The organism is Kitasatospora sp. NPDC087315 (assembly GCF_044744345.1).
Taxonomy (GTDB): domain Bacteria; phylum Actinomycetota; class Actinomycetes; order Streptomycetales; family Streptomycetaceae; genus Kitasatospora.
The window spans coordinates 54451-73520 of the sequence record NZ_JBIUYD010000025.1; the positions used below are offsets into that span (position 1 = coordinate 54451).

13 protein-coding genes and 1 pseudogene are annotated in these 19070 nt (G+C 74.2%); 7 read left to right on the forward strand and 7 right to left on the reverse strand.

Annotated features, from left to right (window positions below; genetic code table 11):
* Positions 1-50: 50 nt before the first annotated feature.
* Entirely contained in the window at positions 51-1517 is a 1467-nt protein-coding gene (lysA, locus tag ACIO5D_RS30330) for a diaminopimelate decarboxylase (protein ID WP_400799113.1), read from the forward strand.
* 40 nt (positions 1518-1557) lie between these two features.
* Here the strand turns inward: lysA and ACIO5D_RS30335 are convergent, their stop codons facing one another.
* Entirely contained in the window at positions 1558-2217 is a 660-nt protein-coding gene (locus ACIO5D_RS30335; protein WP_400799115.1) for an NADPH-dependent F420 reductase, read from the reverse strand.
* Between the two features lie 213 nt (positions 2218-2430).
* On the opposite strand from ACIO5D_RS30335, the gene ACIO5D_RS30340 reads away from it, so the two are divergent.
* Both ACIO5D_RS30340 and ACIO5D_RS30345 read left to right on the forward strand, forming a co-directional pair.
* Positions 2431-5355 carry an NACHT domain-containing protein gene (locus ACIO5D_RS30340; protein ID WP_400799118.1) on the forward strand — a complete coding sequence of 975 codons (2925 nt, stop codon included), beginning with the start codon at positions 2431-2433 and terminating at the stop codon, positions 5353-5355.
* Positions 5356-5544: 189 nt separating this feature from the next.
* Positions 5545-6438 carry a helix-turn-helix transcriptional regulator gene (locus tag ACIO5D_RS30345; RefSeq protein ID WP_363605113.1) on the forward strand — a complete coding sequence of 298 codons (894 nt, stop codon included), beginning with the start codon at positions 5545-5547 and terminating at the stop codon, positions 6436-6438.
* Positions 6439-6499: 61 nt separating this feature from the next.
* Here the strand turns inward: ACIO5D_RS30345 and ACIO5D_RS30350 are convergent, their stop codons facing one another.
* Entirely contained in the window at positions 6500-7927 is a 1428-nt protein-coding gene (locus ACIO5D_RS30350; protein WP_363605112.1) for a PLP-dependent aminotransferase family protein, read from the reverse strand.
* A gap of 167 nt (positions 7928-8094) precedes the next feature.
* Here ACIO5D_RS30350 and ACIO5D_RS30355 point away from each other — a divergent pair, with 167 nt between their 5' ends.
* Both ACIO5D_RS30355 and ACIO5D_RS30360 read left to right on the forward strand, forming a co-directional pair.
* Positions 8095-9360 (forward strand): Tm-1-like ATP-binding domain-containing protein, encoded by a 1266-nt coding sequence (locus ACIO5D_RS30355; RefSeq protein ID WP_363605111.1) that lies wholly within the window; start codon positions 8095-8097, stop codon positions 9358-9360.
* A gap of 176 nt (positions 9361-9536) precedes the next feature.
* Entirely contained in the window at positions 9537-10361 is an 825-nt protein-coding gene (locus ACIO5D_RS30360; protein WP_363605110.1) for a phosphoenolpyruvate hydrolase family protein, read from the forward strand.
* Between the two features lie 66 nt (positions 10362-10427).
* Here ACIO5D_RS30360 and ACIO5D_RS30365 read toward each other — a convergent pair.
* Both ACIO5D_RS30365 and ACIO5D_RS30370 read right to left on the reverse strand, forming a co-directional pair.
* Positions 10428-10607 (reverse strand): annotated as a pseudogene (locus ACIO5D_RS30365) (hypothetical protein); the annotation flags it as partial.
* Positions 10608-10707: 100 nt separating this feature from the next.
* On the reverse strand, positions 10708-11289 hold the full coding sequence (locus ACIO5D_RS30370) for a histidine kinase (RefSeq protein WP_400650644.1): 582 nt from the start codon (positions 11287-11289) through the stop codon (positions 10708-10710).
* Between the two features lie 380 nt (positions 11290-11669).
* Between ACIO5D_RS30370 and ACIO5D_RS30375 the strand changes: the two genes are divergently transcribed.
* Positions 11670-11849: a hypothetical protein gene (locus ACIO5D_RS30375; RefSeq protein WP_363605107.1), complete on the forward strand. Its 180-nt coding sequence runs from the start codon at positions 11670-11672 to the stop codon at positions 11847-11849.
* Positions 11850-11975: 126 nt separating this feature from the next.
* Positions 11976-15299: a type 2 lanthipeptide synthetase LanM family protein gene (locus tag ACIO5D_RS30380; protein WP_400799121.1), complete on the forward strand. Its 3324-nt coding sequence runs from the start codon at positions 11976-11978 to the stop codon at positions 15297-15299.
* Between the two features lie 102 nt (positions 15300-15401).
* Here the strand turns inward: ACIO5D_RS30380 and ACIO5D_RS30385 are convergent, their stop codons facing one another.
* The 3 genes from ACIO5D_RS30385 to tsaD all read right to left on the reverse strand — a co-directional run bounded on the left by ACIO5D_RS30385 (position 15402) and on the right by tsaD (position 18968).
* A complete protein-coding gene (locus tag ACIO5D_RS30385) occupies positions 15402-16763 on the reverse strand; it encodes a collagenase (protein WP_400799196.1) in 1362 nt (453 codons plus the stop codon).
* On the reverse strand, positions 16658-17698 hold the full coding sequence (locus ACIO5D_RS30390; protein WP_400799124.1) for a M9 family metallopeptidase N-terminal domain-containing protein: 1041 nt from the start codon (positions 17696-17698) through the stop codon (positions 16658-16660). The genes ACIO5D_RS30385 and ACIO5D_RS30390 overlap by 106 nt, the downstream gene beginning before the upstream one ends.
* Positions 17699-17900: 202 nt before the next feature.
* The gene (gene tsaD / locus ACIO5D_RS30395; RefSeq protein WP_400799127.1) at positions 17901-18968 is read right to left on the reverse strand and encodes a tRNA (adenosine(37)-N6)-threonylcarbamoyltransferase complex transferase subunit TsaD; all 1068 of its coding nucleotides are present in this window, start codon (positions 18966-18968) and stop codon (positions 17901-17903) included.
* Positions 18969-19070: the final 102 nt, after the last annotated feature.

The window sequence follows — 19070 nt, forward strand, 5'->3', positions numbered from 1 at the left end:
GCCGTCCGGTTCCGCGACCGCCCCTTCCGTTCCCAGCAGGAGCACCCGCCATGCCGCAGCTTTCCGCCCGCCCGACCGCCGTTCCGACCACCGTCTCGGCCACTGTTTCGACCCCGGCTTCGACCCCGACCGCCGCCTCCGCCCTGGTACCCGTACCCGCTCCCGTACCCGTCGCCTCCCGACCGGACGGCCCCGGCCTCCCCGGCGGCTCCACCGGTCTGCTCGGCGGCCCCTGGCCGGCCTCGGCACGGGACGGCTCCGACGGGGAAGTGCTGGTCGGCGGCGTCGGCCTCGCGGAGGCCGCCGAACGCTTCGGCACCCCGCTGTACGTGCTGGACGAGGGCGAGGTACGGGCCCGCGCCCGGGCCTACCGGCGGGCCCTGCCGCACGCCGACGTGCTCTACGCCGCCAAGGCGTTCCTCTGCAGCGCGATGGCCGACTGGGTGGCCGAGGAGGGCCTCGGCCTGGACGTCTGCTCGTCGGGTGAACTGTGGCTGGCCACCGCGGCCGGGTTCCCGGCGCAGCGGATCGTGCTGCACGGCAACGCCAAGTCCCCGGAGGAGCTGCGGCTGGCCCGCCGGATGCGGGTCGGCCGGATCGTCATCGACGGCCCGGCGGAGATCGCGCGGCTGGCGGCCCTGGTCGCCGGGGACACGCCCCAGCGGGTGCTGGTCCGGGTCGTGCCGGGCATCGCGGCCGGGCACCACGCGGCGGTCCGTACGGGCGTCGGCGGCCAGAAGTTCGGCTTCCCGGTCGACGGCGGCGACGCGGCCGACGCGATCGCCCGCGTGCTGGCCCAACCCGGGCTCGAACTCGCCGGCCTCCACTGTCACCTGGGCTCCCAGATCACCGAGGTCGAGCCGTACCTCACCGCCGTGGACGCCCTGGTGCGGCTGCTGGCCGAGGTCCGTGAGCGGCACGGTGTCGAGCTGCCCGAGCTGGACCTCGGCGGCGGCCACGGCATCCGTTACCTGCCGGAGGACCGCGAACTCGACCTGGCGGACTTCGCGGCCCGGGTGACCGACCGGCTCTCCGCCCGCTGCGCCCGGGCCGGTCTCGCCGTGCCGCGCCTGGTGGTCGAGCCGGGCCGGGCCGTCGCCGGCCCGGCGGCGGTCGCCGTCTACCGGGTGCTCTCGGTGAAGCACACCGCCGACGGCCGGTACTTCGCCGCCGTCGACGGCGGGATGAGCGACAATCCGCGGCCCGCCCTGTACGGCGCGCCGTACACCGTCCGGCTGGTCGGGCGCCGCTCCGCCGCCGAGCCGACCCGGATGGACGTGGTCGGCCGGCACTGCGAGGCCGGTGACGTACTGGTCCGCGACGCCGGGCTCCCCGCCGACCTGCGGGCCGGCGACCTGCTGGCCGTCCCGGCCGCCGGCGCCTACCAGCTCTCCATGGCCTCCGGCTACAACCTGGTCGGCCGCCCGGCCGTGGCCGCCGTCCGTGACGGCCGGGCCAGGCTGCTCATCCGCCGGGAGACGGTGGAGGACTTCCGGGCCCGTGAGGTCGGCCGCTGACCGGCGCGCGGGCCCGGCCGGATCCGTCGCTCCCGCCGGGCTACCCCCGGAACGCCGCCGGCCGCTCCGGGGACGCCTCGGCCAGGGCCTTGGTGACGCCCCCGACGTCGGCACGCAGGCCGTAGACGGGCGTGTCGGGCTGCTGGCGCCAGGACTCGTCGATGCCGCCCGCGTCCACGGTGTCGAAGCCGAGCTCGTCGATCAGCGCGCGGACCACCCGCTTGGCGGCCTCGTCGTCGCCGGCCACCGGCAGCGCGATGCGTTCCGGGTCGCCCTGGGGGCGGGGCCGGTCGAGGATGTCCTGGGCGTAGGTGCCGTTGAAGGCCTTGACGACGGCGTGGCCGATCTGCCGCTCCGTCCAGCGGCTCTCGGTCAGGCCCTCCTCGATGGCGGCGATCCGGCCGTCGCGCTGCTGCGGGTAGTAGTTGCCGGTGTCGATCACGGCGACGTTCTCCGCGGCCTCGTCGAACAGCCCGGACGGCAGGTCGGGCACGTTCTTCAGGGGCACGGTGACCACCACGACCTGGGCGCCGCGCGCCGCCTCGGCCGCGGTGACCGCCGTCGCGCCGGTCTCCTCGACGAGCGCGGCCAGGGTCTGCGGCCCGCGCGAGTTGGCCACCGAGACCTCGTGCCCGAGGGCGCTCAGCCGCCGGGTGAGGTTGCCACCGATGTTGCCCGCGCCGATGATGCCGATCTTCATGGGACGTCCTCCGGGAGATGGGTGTGATCCGGTCTCGCCTCAGGCCCAACCACACGGGCGGCCCGTCCATTTCCGCCCGGCACGATTCGTTCGGGAGCCCGTCGGTGAGCCCGGGCCGCCGCGCCGGGGCGGCGGCCGGCACTCCCACCCGGCGTCCGCGGCCGGCCACCGTGGACCGATCCACCCACACCACAACCGACTTCCCTTGAACCGGTGGAATCCGGCCGGGTGATCCGGAACGATGGCGCGATGGACCACGATCTCGGCCGCCTGGGCCACCGGGAGTTCGAGCACCTCGTCCAGGCGCTCGCGAAGCAGGTGCTCGGGCCCGGGGTCAGGGTGTTCGGCGACGGGAAGGACGGCGGCCGGGACGCCGCGTTCCATGGCCCGGTGGCGTACACGTCCCACGGCGGCGCCTGGGACGGCTACGGGGTCGTGCAGGCCAAGTACCGCGGGCGTTCGGGCGGCAGGCCCTCGGACGCGGCGTGGCTGGAGGGCGAGATCCGCAAGGAGCTCCGCGACTGGACGGCGCCCGGGTCCGCACGGGGCGCGCTCCCGGAGTACCTCCTGTTCGCCACGAACGTCCTCCTCTCGGGGGTGCCCGGCAGCGGCGGCATCGACCGCATCGACCGCTTCATCGGAACGGAGGCCGCGCGGAGGGGCATCCGGCTGACCGGCTGGGCGGTCTGGCACCACGACGAGATCTGCCGTTTCCTCGACATGTATCCCGGAATCCGCCAGAGCTTGGGCGGATTCGTCGTCCCGGGTGATGTCCTCGCCCACCATCTGATGGGTCGACAGAAAGTCTACAGGGAATCAGAGTTGACTGAGCTGATGAGGACTCAGGTGGCTGCGGGACTGGTGGCCGACCGATGGGTGCAGCTGGGGCAGGCCGGAGCCGGGCCCGACCGGGGCAAGATCGGCCTGGGCCCGGTGGCGGTCGATCTGCGGGCAGACCGGGTGGGCATCGTCGACGGCGACCGGACCGTCCTGGCCGCCGGGCATGTGATCGGGCGGGGCGACGCGCCCCTGCGGCCCTCCGTGCGGACCATCGGGGAGGCGCGGCATGTCCTGCTGGTCGGCGGCCCCGGCCAGGGCAAGAGCACGCTGGGCCAGTTGATCTGCCAGGCCTATCGGGTCGCGCTCCTGGACGGGGACGACGACCTGCTGCCGGCGCCGGCCTGCGAAGTGCTGCAGTCCCTGCGCCAGGACCTCGCACGGATCGGCCTCCCCGTGCCGCGTACCCGCCGCTGGCCGTTGCGGATCGCTCTGCGCGACTACGCGGAGGCCCTGCTGCGCGATGCGCGTCTCGGTCTGCTGGAGTTCCTGGTACGGCAGTTGAAGCAGCACTCACCGGATGTTACGGAGGCGGTACTCGTTCGTTCGCTGCGCGTCGTGCCCTGGATCCTGGTTCTCGACGGTCTCGACGAGGTGGCGCCGCGGCGGACGCGCGAGACCGTTATGGACCGCGTCCTCGAATTCCTCGTCATGGCCTGCTCCTTGGACGCGGACCTCCTGGTGGTGGGAACCACGCGGCCGCAGGGGTACAACGGTGAGTTCCACCAGGGCGACTTCGAGACCCTTGAACTACGGGAACTCACGAGAGAGGAGTCGCTGCACTACGCGGGCGGACTCGCCCGGGTGCGTCACCACGACGATCCCGACATGTACGACACTGTGGTGAAGCGCATCGAGTCAGCCGCGAGCGATCAGGACACCGTGCGGCTCATGCGGTCGCCGCTCCAGGTGACGATCATGTCCTTGCTGGTCGAGAAACGCGCCAGGATGCCCCAGAACCGCTACGAGCTCTTCGACGCCTACTACCAGACCATCTACGACCGGGAGGCCGGGAAACCCGGGCCGACCGGTCGATTGCTCGCCGAGAACAGACTTCATGTGGATTGGCTGCACCAACACGTCGGTCTGGTCCTGCGGTCAAGGGTGGCGGTCACGGAGCCCGGGGAGTCGCTGACGCTGCCGGAGGCGGAGCTGCAAGTCCGTGTTCGGCAGCGACTCCTGGAGGAGACCTGCGATCCCGACCGGTCGCGGTCGCTGGCGACGGAGCTGATCGAGGCGGCCACCGATCGGCTCGTCCTGCTGGTCGCCCCCCAGCCCGGTGTCGTCGGCTTCGAGGTCACGAGCCTTCAGGAGTACTGTGCTGCCCGCGCGCTCCTCTTCGGTCCGGACGCGGAGATCGTCCCACGTCTCGGCGATCTCGCCACGGACCAAACCTGGCGCGACGCTTGGCTGTTGGCCGTAGCGGGTCTCTTCACCCACCGGCAGCACCTGCGTGCCGACCTCATCACCGCCCTGCGTGAGCTGGACGCGCGCGACCAGGTGACCATGGCCCTGCGTCCGGGAGCCTGCCTCGCACTGGACCTCCTCGACGAGGACCTTGCCCGCCAGCACCCCCGTCACCACAATCTGCTGGCGCAACACGCAGCCGAACTCATCGGCGGCCCAGCCGGCTTCACGTCCTCCTTCAGGAACGTGTCGCGCAGCCTGGCGAAGGCCGCGGCCCGCAGCGAGCAGGCTCGGCTCTACCTGGAGAACGCCGCCAGGATCGCACTCGTCGGGCGGGGCGTCCACACGATCTTCGCCTTCCGTACTGTCGCCCTGTGGGCGCACCTGACCGGCCCACTGCGGCCGGTGGCGCGGAGTCTGCTGTCGGAAGCGGTCCTGAGGATGGCCCCTGAGCAACTGGCGGCGGCCAGGACCCTCGTCGCGCGGGAACTGCCATGGCTGTCCCTGCCGGGGCTCTCCGGGTACACCCCGTCCGGTGCCGATGGCCGCACCAGCCTCGCCGCCTTTCTGGTGGATGCCCCGTCGTCTGCCGCGCGGGGCGATGCCGAAGCCGGGAAGATCCGTGAGTGGATCACCAACTGGCTGGCGGGGGAGTGGTTGTCCGTCGAGGTCGTCGACGGCGTTCCTGTGCCGCTCGTCTGCGACGAGTACGGCCTGGGGCTGGAGTACTACGGGGACTGGCGGTGGCTTCCCGACGTACAGCAGGCCTGTGTCGATGCCGCCGCCGCGCTGTCGGAGGCGGGGTGGAGCGTGGTGGCGGCGTTTCACGAGGTCCTGGAGATGACCTTCTCGTTCGAGGTCGCCCTGGAGCCCGTTGTTGACGGCATCAGCTGAGTGCGTCCGAGTTCCTGCTCTCCCCGCGCTCCTCGTACATCACCGCCCAGGACTTCGTGGTGGACGGTGGCCTGGTGACGGCCGTCCCGGCAGCCTGACCGGCGACCGGCCCGACCGCCGGGGCCGTGGGGTGCAGCCTGGTCCTGACAGGGCCAGGCTGCACCGGCGGCCGGCGGGGACAATCGTCGTATGAGTACCGCGATCAGCCTGAGCGAGTTCCTCCGGACGCGCCGCGCCCGGCTCCGGCCCGAGGACGTCGCCCTGCCGGACTTCGGCGGCCGCCGCCGGGTGGCCGGACTGCGCCGGGAGGAGCTCGCCCAGCTCGCCGGGGTGAGCGTCGACTACTACACCCGGCTGGAACAGGGCCGGGTGGGCAACCCGTCGGACGCCGTGCTCGACGCGCTGGCCCGCGCGCTGCTCCTCGAACCGGACGAGGCCCGCCATCTGCACCGGCTCGCCCGCCCCCGGCCCGCCCGCCGGGCGGGCCGTACGCCGTCCGCCCCGCAGCGGGTCCGGCCGATGCTGGCGCGGCTGCTGGCCGAGCTGTCCGACGTGCCGGCCATGGTGATGGGCCGCCGGATGGACGTCCTGGCCTGGAACCAGGCCGCCGTCTCCCTGTTCGGGGACTACGGCGCGCTCGCCCCGGCCGAGCGGAACATCCCCCGGATCACCTTCCTGGACCCGGCCTCGCGGGAGCTGTACGCGGACTGGACGGCCTGCGCCCGCGAGAACGTCGCCTTCCTCCACCTGGAGGCCGGCCGCCGCCCCGACGACCCCCGGCTGGCCGAGCTGATCGGCGAACTGTCCATGCGCAGCGCGGACTTCCGCCGCTGGTGGGCGGAGCATCCGGTGCAGGACAAGACCTCGGGCCGCAAGCGCTTCCGGCACCCGCTGGTCGGCGAGCTGGACCTGGTCTACGACACGCTGCGCCCGGCCGACGACCCGGACCAGGCCCTGATCACCTACGCCGCCGAGCCGGGAACCCCGTCCGACGACGCTCTGCGGCTGCTCCTCTCCTGGGCCGCCGCACCGGAGGTCCCGGGCCCGGTGAGCGGGGCGGGGGCCGATCCGCGCCGACGCTGACCGGCTGCCCGGCCGCCCGGCCGCCCGGGCGGCCAGGGCGTGGCGGGTCGGCGTCGGCGGGTCAGCGCGCGGAGCCGGAGCGCTCCGCGCTGCGAAGGAGGACGGGGAGGGCGGCGGCCAGGTTGCCGTGCTGGTCGGCGAAGGGGAGCCGGAGGTGGTGGCGGAATCCGTCGACGGCCGAGAAGGCGGGGCCGGGGACGATCAGGACGCCTGCGCGGCGGGCGAGTTGGGCGGTGGCCTCGGCGTCGGCTCCGGGGAGTTCGACCCAGAGGGCGGAGCCCCCGGCGGGGTGTTCCCAGCGCCAGTGCGGTGCCTCGGCGGTGAGCAGCCGCTCGGTCGCGGCGAGGCGTTCGCGCAGTTGGGCGCGGCGCCGGGCGCGGGCCTCGGGCAGCCCTTGGAGCAGCCGGACGGCGAGCAACTGCTCCACCACCGGGCAGGAGAGGTCGACGGACTTCCGGATCTCGGCCAGGCGGTGGATGACGGTGGTGGAGGCGCGGATCCAGCCGAGCCGGAGGCCGCCCCAGAACAGCTTCGAGAGGGTGCCGATGGTCGCGGTGGCGGCGGTCGGCAACTGGGCGGCGAGCGGGACCGGTGCGCTGTCGTCGCGCAGGGACAGCTCCGCGTAGGCGTTGTCCTCGACGGTGTAGAGGCCGTGTTCGGCGAGGACGGCGGCCCAGGCCCGGCGGGTCCGCGCGCTCATGCCGAGGCCGGTGGGGTTGTGGACGGACGGCTGCAGGTAGACCAGGCGCGGGCGGATGTGGCCGGCCAGCCGGGCCAGGGCGGCGGGGCCGTCGCCCTGCGGGCCGGGCGCGCCGTGCGGGGGCAGCGGGACCAGGCGGGCGCCCCGGGCGCGCAGCGCTTCGAGGGCGCCGCGGTAGGTCGGGTCCTCGACGACCACGGTGTCGCCGGGCTCGACCAGCCCCTGGGTGATCAGCCAGAGGGCCTGCTGGGATCCGGCGGTGACCAGGATCTGCTCCGGTGAGGTCGGCAGGCCGGCCGCGCGGTGGTACTCGGCGAGCTGTTCGCGCAACTGCGGCAGCCCGTAGGGGAGGTAGCCGTCGTCGGCGAGCGCGGCGGTGAGGTCGCGGCCGGACAGCGCGTCCAGGGCGTCCGCGACGGCGGGCAGGCCGTCCAGCGCGCCGCTGGAGAGGTCGAGGGTGCCGTCCCGGCTGCCGAAGCTGGCGAGCCGCCCCTCGCTGGCGGGCTCGCCGACCGCCCCGGAGGCGCGCAGCCGGGAGCCGCTGCCGTGCCGGCTCTCCAGCCGCCCCTCGGCCTCCAGCAGTCCGTACGCGGCGGTGACCGTGGAGCGGCTGACGCCCAGCGCGGTGGCGAGGGCGCGCTGGGAGGGCAGTACGGTGCCGGGCCCGACGTCGCCGCGCTCGGCCAGCTCGCGCAGGGCGTCCGCCAGCAGTCGCGGCAGCGCGTCCGAACCGCCGCCGGCCCAGCCGGTGAGCAGGCGCGACAGGCGGGTGGGGGGAATCCGGTCCATGCCACCCATCATGCCCCGCAGCTGCGGCGGAGCCGGGCCGGGCCGGGCGCTGCGGGGCCGGGCCGGACACCGTCCGACGGCGCAGGCCACTTGGCCCCAAGTGGTCTTTGCCGCCCTCCGGGCCCGGCCCGATGATCGGGGCATCGTCCGTTCAAAGGAGCAGGGACATGGCGACCGTCGTGCTGGTCGGGACACTGGACACCAAGGGCGCGGAGTACGCGTGGCTCGCCGGGCGGTTGCGCGAGGCCGGCTGCGAGGTGGTGGTCGTCGACGCCGGTGTGCTGCCGCCGCCGGCCGGTACGCCCGCCGGTGACATCGGCGCAGAGGCCGTCGCCCGGGCGGCCGGGCACGACCTGGCGGCGCTGCGCGCCGGCGGTGACCGCGGTGCGGCGGTGGCGGCGATGGCCGAGGGCGTCGAGCGGGTCGTCGGCGACCTGCACCGGGAGGGCCGGCTGCACGCGGTGCTGGCGGTGGCCGGCAGCGGGGGCTCGTTCATCGCGGCCCGGGCGATGCGGGCACTGCCCGTCGGTGTGCCCAAGCTGCTGGTCTCCACCATGGCGGGCGGGGACGTCGCGCCCTACGTGGGCAGCAGTGACATCACCATGATGTACAGCGTGGTGGACGTCGCGGGCATCAACTCGGTCTCTTCCCTGATCCTCGGGAACGCGGTGGCGGCGGTCGCGGGCATGGCCGCCCACCACGAGCGGGGCCTTGCCGGCCCACAGTCGCAGGGGCGCCGGCTGGTCGGCGCCAGCATGTTCGGGGTGACCACGCCCGCGGTCGACGCCGCCCGCGCGCGGCTGGACGAACTCGGTTACGAGGTCCTGGTGTTCCACGCCACCGGGGCCGGTGGGCGGGCACTGGAGAAGCTCGCCGCCGGCGGCTTCCTGGCCGGAGTCCTGGACCTCACCACCACCGAACTCGCGGACGAACTGGTCGGCGGCGTGCTGAGCGCCGGGCCCGACCGGCTCACCGCCGCCGGGCGGGCGGGCGTTCCGCAGGTGGTCGCGCCGGGGGCGCTGGACATGGTCAACTTCGGCCCCCGGGAGAGCGTTCCGGAGCGTTTCGCCGAGCGGCACCTGCTCGTCCACAACCCCACCGTGACGCTGATGCGCACCACGGCCGAGGAGATGGCGGTGCTCGGCACCACCATCGGGCAGAAGCTGGCCGCCGCCCGCGGCCCGGCGGCGGTTCTCTGGCCGCTCGGCGGGGTGTCCGCGGTGGACGCGCCGGGCGGGCCGTTCCACGACCCGGACGCCGACCGGGCCGGGCTCGCGTCGCTGCGTACCGCGCTGGCGGGCGGCGCCGTCGAGCTGCGGGAGGTGGACGCGCATGTGAACGACCCGGCCTTCGCCGTCGCGGCCGCTGACCATCTGCACCGGCTGATCACCGCTCAGGACCGTGCACAGGGCCGTTCGCCCGCCCTGGCCTGAGCCGTGGCCCGGCCTGAGGCGCGCGCCGGCTTGAGGTGCGCCGGCCTGAAGCGCGCGCCGGCCCGAAACGCCGTCGCGCCGATGCCTGAGCCGTCGAACCGCCGAACCGTCGAAACCACTGGGCCCGGCCCGTTCCGCGCAGCCCGGATCCACCCGACCGAAGAGGAGCCCCACCCGTGAACCGCACCGAAGCCCTGGCCCGACTGACCGCGCAGGTCACCGCCGGACGGCCCGTCATCGGGGCCGGCGCCGGTACCGGCCTCTCCGCCAAGTGCGCGGAGGCCGGCGGCGTCGACCTGCTGATCATCTACAACTCCGGCCGTTACCGGATGGCCGGCCGCGGTTCGCTGGCGGGCCTGCTGCCGTACGGCGACGCCAACGCCATCGTGCTGGAGATGGCGGGGGAGGTGCTGCCGGTGGTCCGGGAGGTGCCGGTGCTCGCCGGGGTGTGCGGGACCGACCCCTTCCGGATCATGGGCAACTTCCTCGACCAGCTGAAGGCCGTCGGCTTCACCGGCGTGCAGAACTTCCCCACGGTCGGGCTGTTCGACGGCAAGTTCCGGGAGAACCTGGAGGAGACCGGGATGGGCTTCGGCCTGGAGATCGACATGATCCGCCAGGCCCACGAGCGTGACCTGCTCACCGCCCCGTACGTGTTCGACCCGGAGCAGGCCGCCGAGATGGCCCGGGCCGGCGCGGACGTCCTCGTGCCGCACGTCGGGCTCACCACCAAGGGCTCCATCGGTGCGGCCACCGCGCTCACCCTCGACCAGGCCGCCGCCGCGGTGCAGGAGATGCACGACGCCGCGAAGCGGGTCAACCCGGACATCATCGTGCTCTGCCACGGCGGGCCGATCGCCGAACCCGAGGACGCCCGCTACGTCCTGGAGCACACCTCGGGGATCGCCGGCTTCTTCGGGGCCTCCTCCATGGAGCGCCTCCCCACCGAACGCGCCATCACCGAGCAGGCCCGCGCGTTCAAGTCCCTCCCGCTGGGCTGAGCCCGGGGCCGGGCCGGGGCCGGGCACCAGGTGCGGCGAGTGCCGTGCGTGGTGCGCCGGCCCGCTTCAGCCGGCGGCGGCCGGAGCCGCCGCCGGCCAGGCGCGGGTGTCGTCGAGGCTGCGCCCGAGCGGGGTGGGCCGGACGCCGAAGGCCTGCTCGAACGCGGTCGAGTCCAGTATCTGGGCCTCGGTGTGCTGGTAGAACATCTCCGCGTACTCGGCCACGAACTGCTCGTCGAAGGGGCCGCCCAGCTGGAACTGCTGGCGGACGCCTACGGGCTGCACTGACGGGTCCGGTCCGCCCCGCCCTGGTCCGGGCGGCGGGCGCCCGTGGTGGTTCGGCCGCTCAGCGGTCGGCGGCACCCGGTTCGCCGGGCGTGCCCGGTGCCTCCGATGCCCCCGCGTCCTCCCGGTCCTCCCCGGTGTTCCGGTCCTCCCCGTCCTCCTCGGCCCGCCGTTCGGCCGCACGGACCTGCTCGTCGAACGCGTCCGCGCCGATCCGCTCGACCGTGGCCCCGTACCGGGCGGCGAGCTCGTCGGCCGGAGCCGGGGACGCCTCCCTGAGTTCCAGGACCAGCAGCGCCGCGCCGGCCGGGACGCGGGGGGAGAGCATGATCAGGCCGGCGCCGGTGGTCGTGGCGCGGCCCTCCTCGGCGGCGTTGCCGAGCGCGGCGCCGGCGGCGAACCCCAGCAGCGCGCCGATCGGGCCGCCCAGCATCCCGACCAGGCCGCCGACCAGTCCGGAGCCCACGGTCGCCACGCCCGCCCCGCGGGTGAAGCCGTCCCTGGGCTCCAGCAGGCCGTCGGCGCCGCGCTCCAGCACCGCGGCCTGACGGAGCCCGGGCAGCTGCTGGGCCTCCTCGAAGGCCGGGTGGCACGCGGCGCTGTCCCGGAAGGTGAGAAGGACGACGTTGTGCAGGTCGGTCATCGTGCTCCGATCGGGTCGGCGCAGGGTCTTCCACGGACCTCCATCGTGACCGGAGCCGCCGAGCGGTGCCACAGGAAGGCGGCGTCGCAGGAAAGGCACCGATCTCCCCAGGGCGCGCGGGTTCAAACGTCATGCCCGGTTCAACCGCTCGTCATCGTTCGGAATTCGGTCAGGTGCATGGCGACTCCGGCAGGGCCGGGCCAGCGAAGGTGCGCCGTCGGCGTGCGGAAGACGGGGCCGGGGCGGGGGCGGAACGGTTCGGCGATCCTGGCCGGAACTCGAACGGGTGAATTCCTGAGACCTGGTGTGACGGGTGGGGCGCTGGGAGGATCCGGAGCTCAGCGAGTCCGTACCGGACTCGAACTCCTGTAGGAGGCATCATGCAGCCCACGGCGGAGCAGGTTCGCGCGCTCAAGGACGAGGACTTCCGACTGACCCTCGGCCAGGGCCACCAGGCCCACCCGGCAGGCGACCCGGCGGGCGAGGTGTACGTCACCGCGGCGGTGCAGTCCAGCACCTGCGGCTCGCCCTCCAGTTGTGCGCGCATCTGTAGCTTCTGAGCCACCGGCTCACGAGGCGTCCCCGGTGCCTGCGCCGGGGGCGCCCCGCCCCGCTGCCGAGGGGCCCCCGACCCGACTCCGACCGAGCGGAACCGAGCAGAACCGAACAGAGAGGCGGCCCAGCCCGTGGTCGACGCGTCCGAACTCCGACGGGCTGCGGCCCTAGCCGTACCGCTGGCCCGGCGCGGCCGGGCGGGGAGCGGTGCCGCGTCCGGGCCGGAGCCCGAGGACGCGGGCGGGCGGGTGGAGCGGGCCGCGCGGATCCTCGACCGCTGGCGGGCCCAGCCGCCGTTCGACCGGGACGGCTGGTTCGAGCGCCGGCTCGCCGCCGACGGGCTCGACGCCGACGCGCTGCGCGCCCTGCTCGCCGAGACCCCCGAAGCCCTGGCCGCCCGCCTCGGCCGGACCGGGGCGGGCCCCACGGCGGACTCCGGGGCGGGCCCAGAAGCCGACCCCGAGCCGTGGGTCGAACACCTCGCCGCCGCCTTCGAGGCGTCCCCGGCCCCCGAGCCGCTGGAGATCCCCGAAGACCACGCCTTCGCCGCGCTCGCCGCACCCCTGCTGGCCGCCGCCCGCGATCGCCTGTGCGCGGGCATCGCCGCCCTCGCCGCCGAGTCCCCCGAAACGGCCGCGCTCGGCGCCCCCGAGAGGCTCACCGCGCTGGTGACGCCCGCACTCACGGCCTCCGCCCACACGACGGCCGTCCGCACCGTGATCACCGAACTCCACGTCGCCCGGATCGCCGGCGGGCTGACCGGTGACACCCCCGAAGCGCGGTACCGCGGCTTCCTGGACCGGATCACCGCGCCCGAGCAGGCGCTCCTGCTCCTCGCCGAATACCCCGTCCTGGCCCGCCGCCTCACCGTGGCCGCCGAGCAGTGGACGGAGACCGGCCTCGCCCTGTTCCGCCGCCTCGCCGCCGACCTCCCCGCGATCTCCCGCACCTTCGCCGACGGCCGCCCGCTCGGCCGGCTCACCGAACTCACCACCGGCCTCGGCGACCCCCACCGGGGCGGCGCCACCGTCTGCGGGCTGCGGTTCGAGCACGAGGGGCACACCACCCGGATCATCTACAAACCACGCCCGCTCGGCGCCGAACTGCACTTCCAGCAACTGCTGCGGTGGATCAACCCGCGCCTTCGGCTGCCCCTCCTCGACCTGGCCTACCTGGCCGGAGACGGCTACGGCTGGACGGCCCACGTCACCGCCGAACCAGCCCGCGACCAGGACGAGTTGAGCGCCTTCTACCACCGGGCCGGCGTCCTCGCCGCGCTGCTCCACCTCCTCGACGCGGTGGACTGCCACGCCCAGAACCTGCTCGCCGTCCGCGACCAGCCGGTACTGATCGACCTGGAGGCACTGCTCCACCCCGACCTGCACGAGCCCACCAAGGACCTCTCCGAGTCCGAACGCCTCGCCCGCCACGACGCCCTGCACTCGGTGCTCCGCTCCGGCCTGCTGCCCGAACGGATGTGGGACGAGAACGGCAACGGCGGCACCGACCTCTCGGCGCTCGGCTGGGACCCGGACACGCTGCCGCCGCGCGCGGTGCCCGTCCTGGCCGGCGAGGGCACCGACGAACTGCGCCTCGAATACCGGCGGATGCCCGTCGAGGCGGCCGGCAGCCGCCCGGTCCCGCCCGGGCAGCCGCTGCGGCCCGCCGACTTCGCCGCCGAGCTGGAGGCCGGCTTCACCGAGGCGTACCAGGTGCTGGCGGGGGAGAAGGAGCCGGTCCGTGGGCTGCTGCGGGCCTTCGCGGCGGACGAGACCCGGCTGCTGCGCCGCGACACCCTGGAGTACCGCAGCCTGCTGACCACCGGCTGCCACCCCGACCTGCTGCGCGACGCGCTGGACCAGGACCGTCACTTCGACCGGCTCTGGGCACTCGCCGCCTGGGAGGACCACGCGCTCGCCTTCGTCGAGCACGAGCGCGCCGACCTCTGGCGCGGCGACGTGCCGGTCTTCACCATCCGCCCGGACGGCGTGGACGCCCGCGCCGCGAGCGGGGCCGTCATCCCCGGGGTCGCGGCCCGGCCCGCACTGGAGCTGGCCCTCGCCAAGGTGGACCGGCTCGGCCCCGAGGACCTCGCGCGCCAGGTGCAGCTGCTGCGGCTCTCCGTGACCACGGCCGACGGAGCCCGCGAACCGCGCCGCCCGGCCGCCGCACCGCGGCATGCCGCGCCCCGGCACACCGCACCACAGAACGCCGCACCACAGGACCCCGCAGCGCTCGACCGGCTGCGAACCCGCGCCCTGGCCAAGGCGGTCGAGGCCGGTGAGCAGCTGCTGCGCGAGGCGTACCGGGGGCGCGCGGACCTCGCCTGGGCCGGTCCGAACTGGGCCCCGCCCGGCCGCTGGGCCCCGGCCGAACTCGGCCCGGACCTCTACAGCGGAACGGCCGGCGTCGCGCTCTTCCTCCACCAACTCGCCCTGGCCGGAGGCGATCCGGCGCACCGGGCCGCCGCCCGCGCGGCCGAGACGACGCTCCGCCAGCAGATCCGGCGACGGGCCGACCGGCTCAGCGGCGGCCTGGCCGGCACCGGCGGCCTGCTCTACACCCTGGCCCAGCTCGCCGCCGACCACCCCGACGCCGAACTCGACGCCCTCGGCGAGCTGTTGGTCGCCCGGGCCGCCGCCACCGCGGGCGAGGACACCTGCTACGACCTGATCGCGGGCAGCGCGGGCACCATCGGCGGCCTCGCCGCCTGGGGCGCGGTGCGCCCCGGCCCGGCGGTGACCGACGCACTGGCCCGCTGCGCGGAGCGGCTGGTCGTGCAGGCCCGGCCGCACCCCGAAGGCGGGACCGGCTGGCTGCCCGCCACCCTGGCCGACGCCGTGGACCGCCCGCTCGCCGGGTTCGCCCACGGCGGCTCCGGCATCGCCTGGGCGCTGGCCCGGGCCGGACACCTGCTCGGTGACGCCCGGCTGCCCGAACTCGCCCTCGGCGCCCTGGAGTACGAGCGCACGCTGTTCGACCCGGCCGCCGCCAACTGGCGTGACGTACGGGAGGACGGCACGCCGGAAGCGCCGTCCCACCCCGTTCTCTGGTGCCACGGCGCGGCCGGCATCGCCCTGGCCCGGGTCGAGCTGGCCGGGCTGCTCACCGGTCTGCCGGACGGCGAGGGCGAGGTGCTCCGCAAGGAGCGCGACACCGCCCTGGACACCGTGGTCCGACACGGTTTCGGCCTCAACTTCTCCCTCTGCCACGGCGATTTCGGCAACCTGGAACCCCTGCTGATGGCCGGCGGCCACTGGCGCGCGGCCGGCCTGCGGCAGGCCGGCGCCACCCTGGACGCCCTCGACCGGCGCGGCTGGGTCTGCGGCCTCCCGCACGGCGTCCACAGCCCGTCCCTGCTGGTCGGCCTGGCCGGCATCGGCCACGGCCTGCTCCGCCTCGCCGCCCCGGACACCGTCCCCGCCGTGCTCGCCCTCCACCCGCCGGTCCGTTGAGGCGTATCTGAGGCCCGCCGCTCGTCGAGTGGTCGGCGGGAGCCGAACGCCGAGGAGGGCCCTGCGGTAACCGCAGGGCCCTCCAACCACTATGACGTCATGTCAGCTGGTCTTGTACTGCGTGGTGACGGTCGCCCCGCTGAAGCCCTGCTGGGCGTAGAGGCTGAAGTACACCCAGCCGGACGGCGGGTTGGCGATGGTGAGGCTCTCGCCGTTGCCGGGGTTGGCGGACTTCTTCAGGTAGGAGCCGGTGGTGGCCCAGCTGCCGCCGTTGTAGTAGAGGTCGGCGTTGCCGGTGCCGCCGCTGCTGGTGATGGTCAGCTCCTTCACCCCGGCCGGCAGGTTCAGGAACATGTAGCTGTAGTTGCCGGTGGTGGCCGCGACGCCGTCCCGGCGGCAGTTCTGGTCGAACTGGCGGGGGTCGGCGATGGTGCAGAGCGGGGCCTGGACGGGCGGCACGGTGCCGCACTTGTCGGCCGCGCAGGCGGTCAGCCAGGTGGCGAAGTCGGCGTCGTACCGGGTGCCGATGGTGCTGGTGAGCAGCGTGCGGGCACCGGCCCAGTCGCCGGCCCGGTACTTGGCGAGCACCGCGTCCACGTCCTGCGGGTGCGACTGGAGCATGTAGCGCACCGCCAGGTAGCCCCACTGGTAGATCCGGGTGGAGTCGGCGTTGTCATAGGTGGTGTCGAAGAGCTGGCTCAGCTTGTAGGTGCCCTTGCCGGCCTCGGCGACCGCCTTGTCGTAGTGCTCGTTGCGGTAGCTGTACGAGACGTACTCGGCGAGCCCCTCGACCCACCAGATGGTCGGGGTCACCATGCCGGCCTCGAAGTCGCCGTACATGTCGTAGCGGCCGTCGAGGTAGTGGGTGTACTCGTGGTTGAGGTTCCAGATCTGGAAGTCGGGGCGCAGCCAGTCGGCCTCGTGGGCGATGAAGCGGGCCTGGTTGCCGGCCTTGGCCGGGTCGCCCTCCTCGTACATGCCGCCGTTGTCGACGGCGATGTTGTACATGTTCCAGGCGTAGAGGGTGTACTCGTAGTAGTCGTGGAAGACGACGACCTCAAGGCTGGTGTTGACGTCGTTGGCGACCGGGCCCTTGTCCTTGACCACCTTGTGGAAGAGCGCGTCCTGGTTGATCAGGCTGGTGCAGGTGTCGGCGAGCTGGGCCGGGGTCATCTGCTGCGCGCGGATGCGCAGGTTGGGGTTGCAGGTGTGGTCGACGGTCAGCACCAGCGGGACGAGCCGGGTGGGCAGGTCGCAGATGCCGTAGTAGGAGCAGTTGCCGGTGTCGCGCTTCTCGGCGTACCAGACCAGGTTCATGGTGAGCGGGCCGGTGGCGCCGACCAGCGGGTAGCGGTTGATCAGGTCCTTGACCAGCGGCCGGGCCTGGGGCTTGAGCGGGGCGGAGTTGAGCAGGTTGCCGACCTGGATGCCGATGTCGGTGGCGAGGTCGCTGCCGGTGAGCATCGAGCTGTTGCGGGTGACGAAGGAGGCCATCGTGGTGGCGAAGCCCGGTCGGCCTGCAGGGCGGCGGTGAACTCGGGCAGCTCGACGCCGCGTTCGATGACGGTCTTGGTGTTGGCGACGGCGTCGTACATCGCGCCGGTCCAGGAGCCGGTGTAGTCGGTCAGCAGGCGCTTGACGACGCCGGTGTAGCGGGCGTTCTCCTGGGCGCTGTCGATCAGGGTGACGGCCTCGGCCAGCGTGGCACCGTTGGCCTGGCTGACGTCCTTGCTGTGCGGGGCGGCGAAGAAGGCGTCCAGCGCGCCGCGGATGGAGGTCTGGAGCGCGGTGCCGTACGGGCCGACGACGTCGCCGTGGTGCCACTGCACGTAGTAGCCGGCGCGCAGGAAGAGCACCAACTGCCCGGCGGAGGTGGAGTTGTCGCCGGGGTAGCCGGTGGCGGTGTCGCGCAGGGCGTCGGCGACGGAGACCATCTGGGCCTCGCGGAAGGCGTTCTTGGCGTCGTCGCCGGTGAGGTTGAACAGCGTGTTGACGCAGTCCAGTCCGGCGGCCTTGACCTGCTGGACCAGCGCGCTGCCGGACTTGCCGGTGAAGGCGGAGACGTCGCAGGCCGCGGCGGTCGCGGAGGGGGAGGCCGCGAGGTTCCTGGGGGCCTTGGCGGCCGGGGTGGTGGCCGGCTGCGGGGCGGCGGGCCTGTCGGCGTCGGCCGAGGCGAGCGGCCGTCCGTCCGGCTTCGCGTCGGGGGACTTGGGGACCGGGATCGCGCGCGGGGCGGCCGGGCGGTCGGCGCCGCTCGTGCCGGCGGTGCTGCCGGGGCCGGCCGTCGGGACGGGGGCGGCCTGGCTCCGCGGGGCGAAGAGGCCGAGGGCGAGGAAGAGTGCGACGGCCAGCGCCAGCACTCGGCCCGCCTGGGCCGTACATATCCGGAAGGGGCGCATCTGTGGGGGCCTCCGGGGCCGTTGAGGTCGCGAGTTGGGGGGGTGCGACCAATTGATGTGTGACATGTAAAATGGCACATGTCGCCGTGTGGCGGGAAGGCCTGGGCGAGGATTGCCCTCCGGCGAAACCGAAACGTTGTCAGATGCGGCCCGCGGTGGCCGGGGAATGGTCGAGCACGACCCGAGCGGGGTCAAGTGGGGCTCAGGCCACGGAGGTTCGGGCCTCCGGGGTCAGCGCGGCGTACTCCAGCGGGGCGGACGGGTCGATCGACAGGTTCGCGGGGGCGGGCGCGGCGCCGGCGCGGACCAGCAGGTCGCCGATGGCGGCGACCATGGCGCCGTTGTCGGTGCAGAGCCGCAGCGGCGGCACCCGCAGGGCGACACCGGTGGCGGCGCAGCGCTGCTCGGCGAGCGCCCGGACCCGTGAGTTGGCCGCGACGCCGCCGACCACCACCAGGGTGGAGATGCCGTGGTCGGTGCAGGCGCGGACGGCCTTGCGGGTGAGCACGTCGGCGATCGCCTCCTGGAGGGCGGCGGCCGCGTCGGGGACGTGCGGCTCGGTGCCGGCCGCGCGATGGCCCTCCACCCAGCGGGCGGCGGCGGTCTTGAGGCCGGAGAAGGAGAACGCGTACGGGTCGTCGCGCGGCCCGGTGAGCGGGCGCGGGAGCCGGACGGCGCCCGGGTCGCCGTCGCGGGCCGCGCGGTCGATGGCGGGCCCGCCGGGGTAGGGCAGGCGCAGGATCCGCGCGACCTTGTCGAAGCACTCGCCGGCCGCGTCGTCCAGGGTGTCGCCGAGGTGGACGATCGGGTCCCGGGCCAGGTCGCGGACCAGCAGCAGCGAGGTGTGCCCGCCGGAGACGATCAGCACCACGCAGGGGTCGGGCAGCGGTCCGCCGTCCAGCGTCGCGGCGGCGACGTGCCCGGCCAGGTGGTGCACCCCGTACAGCGGGACGCCGAGCGAGAAGGCGTAGCTCTTGGCGGCGGCCACCCCGACCTGGAGTGCCCCGGAGAGCCCGGGGCCGGTGGTGACCGCGACGGCGCCGACGTCGGCCAGGGCGAGCCCGGCCCGGTCCAGCGCCTCGCGGACCACCGGCGCCATCGCGTGCACATGGGCGCGGGCGGCGATCTCGGGCACCACCCCGCCGAAGCGGGCGTGCTCGTCCATGCTGGAGGCCACCGCCTGCCCGAGCAGCCGGCCGTCCCGGACGAGACCGGCGCCGGTCTCGTCGCAGGAGGACTCGATCCCCAGCACCACCGGCGATCCCGCCACCGAAGCTCACCCGACCCATACAGCTCGTACTGCTCAGCAAAAGTAGTTGCACATATTGTGCAATAAGGTGGGCAGGGTCCGGGGCGGGGGTGCGAGGAGACG

Bases quoted from the DNA above. Each gene is read 5' to 3' on its own strand.
- lysA (WP_400799113.1), top strand. From the start codon at position 51: ATGCCGCAGCTTTCCGCCCGCCCGACCGCCGTTCCGACCACCGTCTCG.
- ACIO5D_RS30335 (WP_400799115.1), bottom strand. From the start codon at position 2,217: ATGAAGATCGGCATCATCGGCGCGGGCAACATCGGTGGCAACCTCACC.
- ACIO5D_RS30345 (WP_363605113.1), top strand. From the start codon at position 5,545: ATGAGTACCGCGATCAGCCTGAGCGAGTTCCTCCGGACGCGCCGCGCC.
- ACIO5D_RS30350 (WP_363605112.1), bottom strand. From the start codon at position 7,927: ATGGACCGGATTCCCCCCACCCGCCTGTCGCGCCTGCTCACCGGCTGG.
- ACIO5D_RS30355 (WP_363605111.1), top strand. From the start codon at position 8,095: ATGGCGACCGTCGTGCTGGTCGGGACACTGGACACCAAGGGCGCGGAG.
- ACIO5D_RS30370 (WP_400650644.1), bottom strand. From the start codon at position 11,289: ATGACCGACCTGCACAACGTCGTCCTTCTCACCTTCCGGGACAGCGCC.
- ACIO5D_RS30375 (WP_363605107.1), top strand. From the start codon at position 11,670: ATGCAGCCCACGGCGGAGCAGGTTCGCGCGCTCAAGGACGAGGACTTC.
- ACIO5D_RS30385 (WP_400799196.1), bottom strand. From the start codon at position 16,763: ATGCTCACCGGCAGCGACCTCGCCACCGACATCGGCATCCAGGTCGGC.
- ACIO5D_RS30390 (WP_400799124.1), bottom strand. From the start codon at position 17,698: ATGCGCCCCTTCCGGATATGTACGGCCCAGGCGGGCCGAGTGCTGGCG.